The following is an 11,962-nucleotide window of genomic DNA, read 5'->3' on the forward strand; positions in this document are numbered from 1 at the left end:
CCTCGGGCTTACGGATCTTCCGGGCACCCTCGAGCCGCCGCCCCAGCCGCTGCTGGTCGCGGAGCATCAGCTCGGGCAGGCGCCGGCGCAGCGCGTCGAGGGACGGGGAAGGAGCAGGGGAAGGGGAAGTGGAAGTCGGCATACCGGCTCCAGGATCTCACCTCGCCGATTCGCCTGACGAACCATTTCCGCCCACGCCCGTCCGGCGCATAACCGCCAAAGGCGAATAACAGGGACAAATCAGGTGATCGAGAACCTAGGGTGACGCGCATGAGCAAGCCGCACGGCACCGTCACCGAGAAATGGCGCTCCTTCACGCGCTCGCCGTTCTTCCCCGCGTCGGTGCTCGTGCTGATCATCGCGGCGGCGGCCGGGCTCTTCGCGGGCTCCTACACCTACGCCATGGCCGACCCCACCCCCCGCCACATTCCCACCGCCGTCGTCGGCTCCGCGCAGGACCAGCGGCAGGCCGACGCCTTCGTGACCGGCATGGGGAAGGCACTCGGCTCCTTGCTCGAACTGAGCCGCTACCGCACGTTCGGGCAGGCGAGGCAGGCCGTCGAGGCGCAGAAGGTCTTCATGATCCTGCGGCCGCACACCACCGGAAAGGTGGAGATGAACCTCGCCGGCGCCGCCGGCTCCTCGGTCGCCGAGGTGCTCCGGCAGGCCGGGCCGAAGGTGGGCGAGGCAGTGGGGGTACGGGTCTCCGTCAAGGACCTCAAGCCGCTCGGCAAGGGTGACCCGCGTGGGCTGGCGATCTTCTACATCACCCTCGCCGCGGTCATCATCGGCTTCATCGGTGCGATCCAGCTCAACGTCAACGTCCCCGCCCTCGGCCCGCCCCAGCGGATCGCCTTCACCCTCGCCTACGCGCTGCTCGGCGGCTTCGGCATCGCGGCGATGGTGGACTGGCTGCTCGGCGCCGTACCCATGCCCTTCGTCCACTCCTGGCTGATCCTGTCGCTGACCATGTTCACGTCGGCGATGGTCTTCCTGATGTTCGACACCTTCTTCGGGCGCTGGGCGATGATCCCGACCTGGGGCCTGCTGGTGCTGCTCGGCAACCCCTCCTCCGGCGGCGCGGTGTCCTGGCCGCTCCTTCCCTCCCTGCTGGGCGCCGTCGGCCGCTGGCTCCCCCCGGGCGCCTCCGTCAACGCCCAGCACACCGCCGTCTACTTCCCCGGCAACGCACACGTCCAGCCGTATCTGGTGCTGGCGGCATGGGCGTTGGCGGGCACGACGGTCTTCTGGGTGCTCAACAAGCGGGCGGCCGGGCGTGACTAGACCCTGCTGGCGTGCAGTTGCCCGCGCCACCAGGCGGCGTCCGGTGACGAGGCGGACAGCACCTCCGCTCTGCGGAGGATCGTGGCGTCCAGCGCATGTACGAGCGCCCGGAGTTCACGGGCGGACTTCTTCGACAGGGCGTGCAGCAGGGTTTCGAGCTGGTCGCGGAAGAACTCGGGGGCACAGCCGCACACCGGCTCCTCGCACCCGGTAGCGGCGAAGCGGTCGGTCATGGCCCGGAGGGATCCGTGCGCCAGATTTCGCCAGTGCCAGAAGGCTTCTGCCGCTGTCCCCGGCGCGAACCGCGTACGTTCCAGACGTCTGATCTCTGCCACACAGGCCCCTGACAGGCCGTCGATGGCGGGGTAGCGCAGGCGATAGCTCACGCTGCGTACGGGCTTCCCGGCCTGTATGACCGAGGGGCGTCTACGCGGCATCGCCCTTTCGGTGCGGTACGGCTTCACATCGGCACATGCGACACAGGCTAAGCGCCCAACACGGCGCGCACACAGTCCTTTTCGGCAGCCCGTTCCCGGGCGCAGCGCTACGACTCGCCGCCTGGCGCTCTGCGGGCGTGCTGAACAGCGGACGCCCGCCCACGACCCCCGCTCCCAGCAGCGCACCCAACTCCCAACTGTGACGTGCTCTACGAGGAGTGCGATCTGTGCTTACCGTGCTTACCCTTCGCCGGGTGTTCGGGCCAGCCACGCTGCGCGCCTCCCGGAGGAGCGCCCGCTGTTGGAGTGGCCTCGCCTGGCGGCGCCCCGGGCCGCAGCATCTGCCGGAAGTCGTAGCCGCAGGCACCGCACCGCATGACGCCCTTGCGGACGCTGTTCCCGCATGCAGGGCACTCCCGCTTGTGCGGCTTGGTGATCATCCACAGCACACCGAGGATGATGTCACCGAGGGCCCAGATCAGAATGAGCCCGAAGACCCCGATGCCGGTGCCTACTTGTCCTGCCTCGCATTGCGTCAGCGCGTCACCGGTCTTGCCGCCGCAGTCCGGGCCCGATGACGCTCCGAGGATCACCCAGGTCAGCATGATCAGGTTGAACGCGAGGATCACCCAGGTGAAGACGCGCCAGCGGGGGAAGAACTTCCTGCGGACTCTGTTCGAGGCATCTGTTACCGGAGGCTGGTACTGGGTAGCCATGAGCCTCACCTGCACTCACGGGGCGTTATACCCCTTTTGAGTAGGTTCGTGCACCTTTAAGCTTCTGCGCCTTTTTCTTGGAAAGCAAGTTTCCGCCCGGACTTCGACGCTTCATCGCCGCTGAAAGCGGTGGGCGCCGGCGACCACCGCCGGGAGGCCCCGCAAAGCTGCCTCCCGATAGATGGAATCACCCTGGGATGGCCGTGGATTCCAAGGCGGCGGCGGACTTGCCCTTGGTGAGATGTCCGTGACGGGGCACTCACCGGTGCTCTACGACGTCGGGCCGGCGGTCACCGGGTAGTGGTCGGAGAGGTTGGTGAAGGCGTCTCCGGAGGTTTCCCAGGGCGCGCTCTCCTCCTTGATCACCGTGTTCTCCCAGCCCGACGGACGCGCGTGGCCGTTGCGGTGCAGTACGTAGTCCAGGTCCGACGGCGTGCCGTCCGGGTCCCGGTAGGCGGCGATGGTGTTCGTCTCGTTGTCCATGGAATAGGGGTGTCCGGTACGGGCCTCGGCGGGCGCGAGATCCGCGTTGGCCAGCATCGACGCGTACTCGGAGCCGCGTGAGTCGACGTTGAAGTCGCCCGCGACCATGACCTGTTCGTCCGCGGGGATCGACTTGGAGTCGAGGAAGGAGTCGATCGCCTTGAACTGCTCGGCGCGTGTCTCCTGCGCCTCACCGTCTCCGCACGCCGAGTCCCCGGCCTGGACGTGTGTGCCGACCACGTGCGCCTTGGCGCCGTTCACCTCGAGGACGGCGTAGACGAAGCCCTTGTTGGACAGATAGTCGGCGCCGCATCCGTGGTCGTAGACGAACTGCTCCTTGTGCTGGATCGGCCACTTGCTGAGGACCGTGACACCGCCGTCTTCGGGGGCGATGTCGGACCAGGAGCCGCCGGTCGCGTCCCAGCCGTCCTTGCTCCGGCCCAGCACCGGTGTCTGGTGGGGGTACTGGGCCGCGGCCTTCTCCTGGAGCGTGTTGGAGGCGGAGTTGTCGAAGGCCTCCTGGAGGACGACGACGTCCTGGCCCTGGAAGAAGTCCGCGTCGGGGATCGCCTTCGCGCGGTGGTCCTGGCCCCAGTTGGGGTAGATGAGCTTGCTGAAGAGGAAGGTGTTGTAGCTGAGCACCTTCAGGTTCGGCGCATCGACGGCGGATGCGTCGGCGGCGGGTGCGTCGTCCCGTGCGTCGGTCGGCGCGGCGGCGGCCTCGGTCGTGGCGGCGTCGGGCAGGGCGGTGGCGTACGGGCCGGTCGCGACGAAGGCGGCCGCAGCCAGCGTGGTGATGGTCGCGAAGCCCTGGATACGGCGGAGTGCTGAGGGTGGCATGGCATCTCCCGTGGGGGGTGGGGGACTTGTCCGCCGCACATCAAAGCAGCTCGGTTACTTTCAAGTAATCTCTTCGGCGTTTTTTGCTCGAACCTGCAAACGTCCGGTGCCCGGTCTGGCCGACAAATGCCGTCACGTCACAACCATTCGTACGGGTCGCGAGTCTCACTCCCGAACCGCCGCATCCATCACGCGCGGCCTTGGAGGAATCATGCGTCGTATCCGCTCGCTGTGCGTAACTGTCGTCGGCCTCGCCACCGCCACCGCCCTCGTCGGCGGCGTCGCCTCCGCGGCGGGTGGGGCGTCGCAGCTCTCCGCGGCGGAATCCGCCGCCATGACCGAGGACTTCAACGGCGACGGTTACCAGGATCTGGCGACCGCCGCCCCCGAGGCCGCCATCAGCGGGCAGGTCAGGGCCGGTTACGTGGTCGTCACGTACGGCTCGGCGACCGGCCTCAAGACGAGCTCCCGCGCGTACCTGAGCCAGAACACCACGGGCGTGCCGGGCGTCGCCGAAACCGATGACCGCTTCGGCCAGAAGCTGGTCGCCCGCGACCTCGACGGCGACGGCCTCACCGACCTGGCCGTACGCAGCTCGGGCGAGAACGTCGCCGCGACCAACAGCCATGGCACGGTCACCGTGTTCTGGGGCCGCGCCGGCGGGCTCACCGGTACGGGCACCTCGACGATCGAGGCTCCGGCGGGCTCCAGCGGCTGGCAGGTAGGCGACGACCTCGTCGGCGGCGACTTCAACGGCGACGGACACGCCGACCTGGTCATGTGGCGCGGCGATGACTGGGAGCTGCGCTCGGTGCTGTTCGGCCCCTTCACCCGCGCGGGGGCGGCGGCGAGCGAGCAGCAGGTCGACATGTTCACCACCGACAACTCCATCACCGCGATCACCGCGGGCGACATGACCGGCGACGGCATCGACGACCTCGCCACCTTCCACTCGTACGAGGAGCACGCCGAAGGCGGCAAGTTCTGGCGCGGCACCAGCACAGGACTGTCGACGACGTCGACGGCGCTGAACTCAGCGGCCACCGTCACCGTCGGCGACTTCGACAACGACGGCAAGGGCGACCTCGCGACCCGTGTGGTCCCCAACGGCATCGTCGAGGGCCTTCCCTACGACGCCGGCACCATCAAGATCTACTTCGGCACGGCGAGCGGGCCCAGCAACACCCGCGTCACGACGATCACGCAGAACACCACGGGCGTCCCGGGTGTAAGCGAGGACCGTGACCAGTTCGGCGCCCGCCTCGACGCGGGCGACGTCAACGGCGACGGTTACGCGGACCTCGCCGCGGGCGTTCCCTTCGAGGCCATCGGGACCAAGGCCGCGGCGGGCTCGGTGGTCCTGCTCAAGGGCCGGGCCGGCGGAATGACCGGCGCCGGCGCGCAGGCCTTCGACCAGGACGCACCTAACCTCCCGGGCGTCGCCGAGGCCGGCGACCGCTTCGGCGGCGCGGTGCGCCTGCTCGACGTCACCGACAACGGCAGGGCCGAACTCGCCGTCTCGGCACCCGAGGAGAACAACACCGGCGCCGTCTGGTCACTGCCCGGCACCACGGCGGGTACGACAACGACAGGCTCGATCGCCTTCAACCCCACCGACCTCGGCACCCCCGCCACGAACGCCCGCTTCGGCGGCTCCTTCGCCAACGAGAACGGCACGTTCCTCTTTCCGCCGGACTGACCGTCGCCGCTCTGGTCACGAGAACGCCCCCTCCGAAGATCGGCGGATTCGAGGGGGCGTTTGCCCTGGTCGGGCGGCGGTTGTTGGGGCCGGGGTCGAACCGGCGACCTTCCACTTTTCAGGCGGAGGAGGCGCGCCCCGATCTCGCCGCGGCCCTGAACAACCTCGGCGACCACCCGTCCGAGCTGGGACTGGATGCGGAAGCTCAAGCCCGTCGGGAAGAATCAACGGCACTCGCACGTGGTGCCTCGGGCTCGTTTCCGCAAGGGCAGCCGCGCGCCTCGTGAGTCGCTGTCAATCCTGCCGCAGAGGGCACGGATAGCCCCAATTGATGCTAGTGCTCCGGGCTTCGGCATAGCCGTACCAGTGTCGCAGATCAACTAGAGAGCCCCAGGCCAGAGCGGTGCGACGACAGTTACATCCGGCATCGACTGTCAGTGTCGGCCAGCCTTGCACGGCCCAAAGACGGCCCCAGTCGCGCACCTCGGCAAAACCCGCCCCAAAGTTACAAATCAGACGAGATGTGTCAAAGCTCTCGCCTTAATGCGACCGCAAATGAGAACATCGGAAGGCTGGGAGGGGCTGATTTCATGGAACCAAACGAATCAACGTTTCTGCGCCACTTCACCGATTTGGTCAATAAGTCAATTGAGGCTGGCGAATCCGAGTACGGCGACATTGACGGATTGAAGTTCTATCATCGAACTCTTCTTGACGCTGGCAACTCATGTAGCGACTTAACGACCTCTTCCAAGAAGGAATCGAGAATAAGATCCAGGAAACATGTAAAGCGACATCAGAACGTCTACCGGGGAGTGATGCGAAGGTTTGCCGCAGCGTTCAGAAACCTTGACCTCTCTCTCGCCTCAGCTGAATTCGTGAATCTAAACCTCACCCGCGCATTTATGGCGTGGTTTAGCGAGACTCCAGCGACGCGACACGGCGAGGCGCTTTTTGGAATCACTGGATTGCTGAGCGGCAAGAGCGTGAAGGCACTTGTATTGACCGGCATGCACTCCAGGATGATTCTTCTCGGACGGGAGATATCCCATTTGCTCAGATACGGATTCTCCGACGGTGCGGCATCCCGAGCATGCACTCTGTACGAACTCGTAGTGAAGTCGTGGGTCATTTGCAACGATGCTTCACCGGGAGGCTGGGACCTTGCCGAGAGGTACTATATATCATCTCGCTATGAAGAGCACGGAAGGAAATGGCTGACGGCGGACCTTCCCGAGAAGGAAGCAAGAATTCGAGATGGGGCACTGGCTCGTTGGGGAGTAAATTTCTTCAATGGTGAAAACAACTGGGCAGCACCCGCCACGGGAAACCCTGAAAAGAAGCGTGTCACATTCAAGGATCTTGAGGATTCAGTAGAAATAGATTCAATCAAGCAAGCTTATCGTGAATTCAACCACGCGGTACACGCAGGCTCAAGTGGGACGCTGTCTTCTTTCCAGTCTAACCAAGTTGAAATCTATAACATGCGAGGCCGCCTAAATCCTGAACTCACAGGCTACATTGGTTACATCGCATCGGTTCTGCTTGATGCCGGAGTTCTGGGCGTTCTCCGGTCACTTACCAGTAGCCTTGAACAATGGGACTACAACTATAGTGGTGCGGAATTTTGCCGTCTAATAGAGGCGACCATTGAGGCATTTGTTGAGTCATCACCGGAAGCCACTGGCTAGAATTTGAGAACAGTGACGGGAGAGTGAATTCTTGATTCCATTCGCATCAGACCCTAGGCTCTTTGAGGCAATTGGTCGAGTCGCGGTGGAAAGCGCGCAAGTGGATGAAATGTTGCGCGAGATGATATCCGACCTTCTGCCTGGTAGCGCCGAGAGTGTCTGGGTATTATTCGAGGGCCAGAGTAGCGAATAGCTTAGCGATACATTCAAGACCATGCGTGCACAAGTAGACTTCCACTTTAGGCTCTGGTCCAGCGAGGATCATGCTGAGTTTCGCAGCCTTCTAGCCGAGATGGCGAAGTTGCGAATTCTGCGCAACGCGGTAACTCACGGCACCTGGCGAGCGGAGATGACACTGGGTATCGGACATGGGGATGATTACCTTGGTCGCCCATGGGGGGACGTTCCCGCGGGAGAGAAGCTTTTCTGGTGCATCCGCAGCAGGCAACGGAAGGGCCTACAGGAACGCGAATTCTCGATTTCTGACGTCGAGCGTCTTGCAAACGAGATCGCGGAGACTCGACAAGTGTTGGCCGACCTGTTTCGAAAGCAGACCGAAACTCACCCAGGAGCGGGCGAGACATTGTTGAGATGGCCAAGTAAAACGAGTCAGATTCCCGAAGTATGAGGTCGGTGTAGCGGCTTAGAGCTGGAGCTGCCTTGGAGCGAGAGATCATGGCCCATACGCTGGCCGCGAATCGGGCTGGCTACTTGCCTGCCCGTAGTAGCCCGATCTGGGCCATGATCTTAGAGGCTCGCTCCACGTTGGCTGCTTAAAGCCGTGGAGCCGGCCGCACCGGCTACGACGTCGTTCTCTTCAGCAGCTCGTGTCCGCGCGCGGGCCGGCGGCCGGGCCGCGCGGCGAGCGGAGCGAGCCCTTGAGGTAGAGAGAAGGTTGCTACTCAGTACCGAGGCCGTGAGGTGTCCGGTCTCGGGAGACGCTCAACAGGGGGCTTCATTTGATGCTTGACTGCGTCCTCTCGGTTGGCTGAGCGCGCTGTTGACGCCTGTGGGGAGGCCGGGGCCGATGGTGGTTCACTCGAGGGGGCGGAGCAGGGGTGCCAAGTCGGGCCTGGTCAGAGCGGTCGGGTCAGGGACTCGAAGACTGGGGAGTTGTCGAAGGGCTGGATGTCGCCCAGCTTTTGCCAGCCCCACGTGTAGTAGGCGGACCGTGCCGGGGTGTTCTTCGGGTCGACCAGGATGGTGGCGAGCTCTTCGCCCCGGCTCGCCAGGAGTTCATCGTGGAGGCGGCGGGCGATGCCCCGGCGGCGGGATGCAGGGTGCACCAGCAGTTCTGAGATGGCGAAGACCTTCCCCTGCTCGGTCAACTCACGGATATACAGGGGAAGATCACTGCGAAAACCTCTCCACCAGGTCCCGGCGGGGGCGATGGGGAAGCCGAAGATGTACCCGGCCATGGTGCCGTTGTCATCAGCGGTCACCAGCTCGAAGCCGGGCCGCTGTACGTATGTGGACAGCCTGTCCAGGAAGCCCTCGCGGGACCGGAAGGCGCCGTCGAGCTTCTCGGCGTACGCCTGCTCGTACAGGTCCGCCAGCAACTCACTTCGGGCAGCGGCCTCCGTGCCGCTCAGTCGGCGCAGCTTCAGTTCCGACATGTCTCTCCCTCTCACGCCACAAGAGCGTGCGACTGGTCCAGGAAGTCCCGAACTGCGGGCTCAGCCTTATGCCGCTCGACACTCTTGCGGAAGTGGCGGAGGCGGGCTGTCGTACGGGTGGAGGAAACTCCGGCGATCAGGGGCAGCGTGTCTCGGGCAACCCGACAGGCGTCCGGGACGTTGCCGTCCTGGAGGTGCACTTCGGCCAGCACCGTGCTGTACCAGGCACGGTTGCGACCGTAGCGGTGATCCATCGTTGCCAGCGCCTTTTCGGTCATCCGCTTGGCCACATCGGTTTCGCCGATGTCCGCATGGCAGGTGGCGGCCAAGCCGTCCAGTTCGGCCAGTGAGTAGAAGTCGATCCACTTGGGGTCCTGGTCCGACGGGCCGTGGTCGAAGGACTTGTACGCCCGGGAGAGAGCCGCCCGGCACTCCGCGGAGTCGGCCAGCCGGGACCAGCCGCAGGCTTCTCGCAGCGCAAGGAGGGACATCAGCCGTGGGGGCACGTGACGGGCACCGACGCGCTGGCCCATCCTTGCCAACTCGACGGCGTCGCGCGGCATCCCCTTGCGGGCGGCGGCCATCGACATCTGGGCGTAGGCGTGAACTTCCACCTCGGGGTCCTCCGCCATGCGGGATTGGTAGAGGGATTGGTTGTAGTACGTCCAGGCGGCCTGCGTCCGATCGGCGTCGTAACTCAGCCAGCCGGTGAGGACGGCCAAGTCACCGCATGCGGAGCGCAGTTGCTTGCCAGTGCGGTCGGTGTAGTGCGCGGTGTTGATGAGCCGGTTGAGGGCGCCGAGGGCCCGGTGGGCATCCATGCTCAGGTTGTCGCCGCCCATACGTTCGTCGAGCTGCTTGAGCTGGCGGACCATCTTGCGGACGATTCGTACTTCCGCATCTCCGATTCTGCGGGGCGTCCCATGCTCCGGGTCGAACCCCAAAGCTCCGAGGCCAGAGAGGAAGCTGCGCCTGTCCACTGGTGGCTCCTGGCTGCTGAGTTGATCCAATGAGATGACGGTGCGACGGGCTGGGCGGGTCCCGGAGAAGCCCAGAACCGCCATGCTCTCGCCCGTCAACTCGGTCAGGATGCGGCGGTAGATGGGCCGGGGCATGGCCACATCGCCGTCCTCCCAAGTGGCGACCACCCGGGGCGTGCAGCCGGTGTTCTCGCCCATGCGCAGACCCTGTTCGTTGATCACGTGGGCGAATTCCTGGCGGCTCATCTGGAAGCGTTCTTCGCGCACAGCCCGGATCTTCTCGTTGGGCCACTTCTCGGGGTCCATCAAAGCGCTCCAGCATCGGGTGGCTGCTGTGTTCCGTCCGACACGGAACGTAGCCCGATTCTTCCGTTCACGGCGATGGATTGCACGGGGTTCAGCGGCACAGGGCGCGAGTTGCATCGGAGTTGCATCGGCACACCATCGCTCCTTCCTGTCGCCGCGCGATTACCTGGCGTAGTCAGACACTCGTGGACGGGAGCTACCAATGACCTTCCTGACGAAGCTCGAACCACCCTCGTGGTTGCCACGGGGACGAGACTCGAGGCTGCAACCTGCCGGTGTGGAGTGGGACGCGGTGCGGTTGCCCGCGTATCTCGGAGACCGCGTGCTGGCTGTTCTCGGTGATCAGGGCGGTGCCGTCATCCGCGACCCCTGTGCGCACCGTCTGTACTGGCTGGTGCGAAGCGGCTCCGCCGCCTCGTGGAAGTTCCCGGGCAACGCGCACGTGCAGGTCCTCGGGCCGGCGAGCTGGGTGACCGTACCGCCTCGCGACCGGGTCAGGTCAGCGGGCCCGCACTGGGTAATGCCCATCGACGAAAGCCGCCTGCTGACGAATCCGTGCCGGCTGCGCACCGCCCTCACCTCGGTGATCGCTCATGTGCTTGGACCGTGCGAGGTGGCGGCGCGGTGAAACGGTGTATCGACTGCGGCTCGACCAGGGACGGGGCCGTCATGGTGGGCGTGATCGAAGGCGGTTCCGGCCCTGGAGCGATCCTCTACGCCTGCTTCGAGCACGCCCGAGCCCGCGCGCAGCACTGTGACGCCCCGCGGTGGCTACGCGACGACATTGCCGTCCTTGATGAACGTGAGGCCGCCCAATGAGGCAGCGGACGGCGGTCGTCTGCCATTGGCTCGCTGTTGCCGCTGTTCTCGGCGCCATCCTCTACGGCTCCCAACCCCAGCGATAACAGAAGCCCCACCGACCTGGCGAGAAGACAATCCAGAGAGGGAACGCACATGAACGAACTGATCTCCGGCTCCGACATGGAGCGCGTGCTCGTCACTATCACCGACAACAACCCTGGCATGGTGCGGCCCATGGCCCGCCGCATCATCGGCGAGGCGGCCAAGTTCGTTGCCGCCGGCGCGCAATACGACCTGCCGATGGCGCCCTCGCGGGTGGTGGATGAGGGCTGGCACGCCCTGATCCTGCACACCGCCCTGTACCGCGATCTGTGCGACCGGTACGGCCGGTTCGTGGACCATCACCCCGGCTACGCGATGACCAACTACGACCCAGAGGTCCTGAGGCGCACCCGCGCGACGATCGACCGGGCAGGGTTCGCGGTCGACGTCGAACTGTGGGCAGCTCCGAATGACGGCGGCATCAGTGTCGCGGCAAACTGTCAGCACAGCGGCGGACCGAACGGCCCCATTACCCCCATCCCCCGCCCCAAGGGCATCGACTAGGAAAGGTGGCATTCCGTGACCGAAGACGAAGCCCGCAGGGTTCATCGAGCGCTGGAGCTCGTCGGTGTGCCCGGCGAAGCGGGCCCCGTCGACATGGCTGATCCGGCAGGTGAGTGGCGCATCTTCGATCGTGCTGACGCCCTGGACCGGCAGGACATCACGCTGTCGTCGCTGGATGCGCTGATCGCGAAGCTTGGCGGTGAACCAGCGAGAACCCCCGGCTGGCACGACGGCCATCCCGTGCGGGGCTTCATCTTCCCGGAGCACCCGACGAGCTGATGGGCTCGAGCGCCCGGCGCTGTCCGTCGTAGGCGAGCACTGCCACATTGCGTTGATGTCAGGGATGGCGTCACCCGGCATGAAGAAGCCCCCGCCAAGATCACTGACGCTGTTGGTTTATTCGGGGGTGGCTTTTACTCGGCCCTGCTGAGCTTTGGCTCGGTGGGGCCGAGTGCTGCGAAGTGGCTGGTGCGGGTGCGGGCTCGTGGTGTGCTGGTGAGGTG

General features: G+C 65.2%; 11 protein-coding genes and 1 tRNA gene. 6 read left to right on the plus strand and 6 right to left on the minus strand.

The annotated features are described in order from the left end of the window. The first annotated feature begins 270 nt into the window (after window positions 1–270). On the plus strand, window positions 271–1,284 hold the full coding sequence (locus ACRDP3_RS05735; protein WP_431515720.1) for an ABC transporter permease: 1,014 nt from the start codon (window positions 271–273) through the stop codon (window positions 1,282–1,284). Here the strand turns inward: ACRDP3_RS05735 and ACRDP3_RS05740 are convergent. The 3 genes from ACRDP3_RS05740 to sph all read right to left on the minus strand — a co-directional run bounded on the left by ACRDP3_RS05740 (window position 1,281) and on the right by sph (window position 3,760). Then, complete coding sequence (locus ACRDP3_RS05740) at window positions 1,281–1,517, minus strand: hypothetical protein (RefSeq protein ID WP_431515721.1); 237 nt, start codon at window positions 1,515–1,517, stop codon at window positions 1,281–1,283. The two genes, ACRDP3_RS05735 and ACRDP3_RS05740, sit on opposite strands and share 4 nt — an antisense overlap. Window positions 1,518–1,930: 413 nt before the next feature. Continuing rightward, window positions 1,931–2,437, minus strand: coding sequence for a hypothetical protein (locus ACRDP3_RS05745; protein WP_431515722.1), 507 nt, complete (start codon window positions 2,435–2,437; stop codon window positions 1,931–1,933). A 270-nt stretch (window positions 2,438–2,707) separates the two neighbouring features. Beyond that, the gene (gene sph, locus ACRDP3_RS05750) at window positions 2,708–3,760 is read right to left on the minus strand and encodes a sphingomyelin phosphodiesterase (RefSeq protein WP_431515723.1); all 1,053 of its coding nucleotides are present in this window, start codon (window positions 3,758–3,760) and stop codon (window positions 2,708–2,710) included. 211 nt (window positions 3,761–3,971) lie between these two features. Between sph and ACRDP3_RS05755 the strand changes: the two genes are divergently transcribed. Then, the gene (locus ACRDP3_RS05755; protein ID WP_431515724.1) at window positions 3,972–5,459 is read left to right on the plus strand and encodes an FG-GAP and VCBS repeat-containing protein; all 1,488 of its coding nucleotides are present in this window, start codon (window positions 3,972–3,974) and stop codon (window positions 5,457–5,459) included. A gap of 77 nt (window positions 5,460–5,536) precedes the next feature. Here the strand turns inward: ACRDP3_RS05755 and ACRDP3_RS05760 are convergent. Continuing rightward, window positions 5,537–5,624, minus strand: a tRNA-Phe gene (locus ACRDP3_RS05760). A 425-nt stretch (window positions 5,625–6,049) separates the two neighbouring features. On the opposite strand from ACRDP3_RS05760, the gene ACRDP3_RS05765 reads away from it, so the two are divergent. Beyond that, window positions 6,050–7,150, plus strand: coding sequence for a DUF5677 domain-containing protein (locus ACRDP3_RS05765; RefSeq protein ID WP_431515725.1), 1,101 nt, complete (start codon window positions 6,050–6,052; stop codon window positions 7,148–7,150). Between the two features lie 1,076 nt (window positions 7,151–8,226). Here ACRDP3_RS05765 and ACRDP3_RS05770 read toward each other — a convergent pair. Both ACRDP3_RS05770 and ACRDP3_RS05775 read right to left on the minus strand, forming a co-directional pair. Further along, window positions 8,227–8,766, minus strand: coding sequence for a GNAT family N-acetyltransferase (locus ACRDP3_RS05770; RefSeq protein ID WP_431515726.1), 540 nt, complete (start codon window positions 8,764–8,766; stop codon window positions 8,227–8,229). An 11-nt stretch (window positions 8,767–8,777) separates the two neighbouring features. Further along, the gene (locus tag ACRDP3_RS05775; RefSeq protein ID WP_431515727.1) at window positions 8,778–10,052 is read right to left on the minus strand and encodes a hypothetical protein; all 1,275 of its coding nucleotides are present in this window, start codon (window positions 10,050–10,052) and stop codon (window positions 8,778–8,780) included. A gap of 277 nt (window positions 10,053–10,329) precedes the next feature. On the opposite strand from ACRDP3_RS05775, the gene ACRDP3_RS05780 reads away from it, so the two are divergent. The 3 genes from ACRDP3_RS05780 (at window position 10,330) to ACRDP3_RS05790 (ending at window position 11,738) form a co-directional block, all read left to right on the plus strand. Beyond that, the gene (locus tag ACRDP3_RS05780) at window positions 10,330–10,680 is read left to right on the plus strand and encodes a hypothetical protein (RefSeq protein WP_431515728.1); all 351 of its coding nucleotides are present in this window, start codon (window positions 10,330–10,332) and stop codon (window positions 10,678–10,680) included. Window positions 10,681–11,006: 326 nt separating this feature from the next. Continuing rightward, window positions 11,007–11,459 carry a glycine-rich domain-containing protein gene (locus tag ACRDP3_RS05785; protein WP_431515729.1) on the plus strand — a complete coding sequence of 151 codons (453 nt, stop codon included), beginning with the start codon at window positions 11,007–11,009 and terminating at the stop codon, window positions 11,457–11,459. Between the two features lie 15 nt (window positions 11,460–11,474). Next, window positions 11,475–11,738: a hypothetical protein gene (locus ACRDP3_RS05790; RefSeq protein ID WP_431515730.1), complete on the plus strand. Its 264-nt coding sequence runs from the start codon at window positions 11,475–11,477 to the stop codon at window positions 11,736–11,738. Window positions 11,739–11,962: the final 224 nt, after the last annotated feature.

The sequence above is a fragment of the Streptomyces sp. genome (assembly GCF_050698815.1).
Taxonomy (GTDB): Bacteria; Actinomycetota; Actinomycetes; order Streptomycetales; family Streptomycetaceae; genus Streptomyces.

Bases quoted from the DNA above. Each gene is read 5' to 3' on its own strand.
- sph (WP_431515723.1), bottom strand. From the start codon at position 3,760: ATGCCACCCTCAGCACTCCGCCGTATCCAGGGCTTCGCGACCATCACC.
- ACRDP3_RS05755 (WP_431515724.1), top strand. From the start codon at position 3,972: ATGCGTCGTATCCGCTCGCTGTGCGTAACTGTCGTCGGCCTCGCCACC.
- ACRDP3_RS05785 (WP_431515729.1), top strand. From the start codon at position 11,007: ATGAACGAACTGATCTCCGGCTCCGACATGGAGCGCGTGCTCGTCACT.
- ACRDP3_RS05765 (WP_431515725.1), top strand. From the start codon at position 6,050: ATGGAACCAAACGAATCAACGTTTCTGCGCCACTTCACCGATTTGGTC.
- ACRDP3_RS05745 (WP_431515722.1), bottom strand. From the start codon at position 2,437: ATGGCTACCCAGTACCAGCCTCCGGTAACAGATGCCTCGAACAGAGTC.
- ACRDP3_RS05770 (WP_431515726.1), bottom strand. From the start codon at position 8,766: ATGTCGGAACTGAAGCTGCGCCGACTGAGCGGCACGGAGGCCGCTGCC.
- ACRDP3_RS05740 (WP_431515721.1), bottom strand. From the start codon at position 1,517: ATGACCGACCGCTTCGCCGCTACCGGGTGCGAGGAGCCGGTGTGCGGC.
- ACRDP3_RS05735 (WP_431515720.1), top strand. From the start codon at position 271: ATGAGCAAGCCGCACGGCACCGTCACCGAGAAATGGCGCTCCTTCACG.
- ACRDP3_RS05775 (WP_431515727.1), bottom strand. From the start codon at position 10,052: ATGGACCCCGAGAAGTGGCCCAACGAGAAGATCCGGGCTGTGCGCGAA.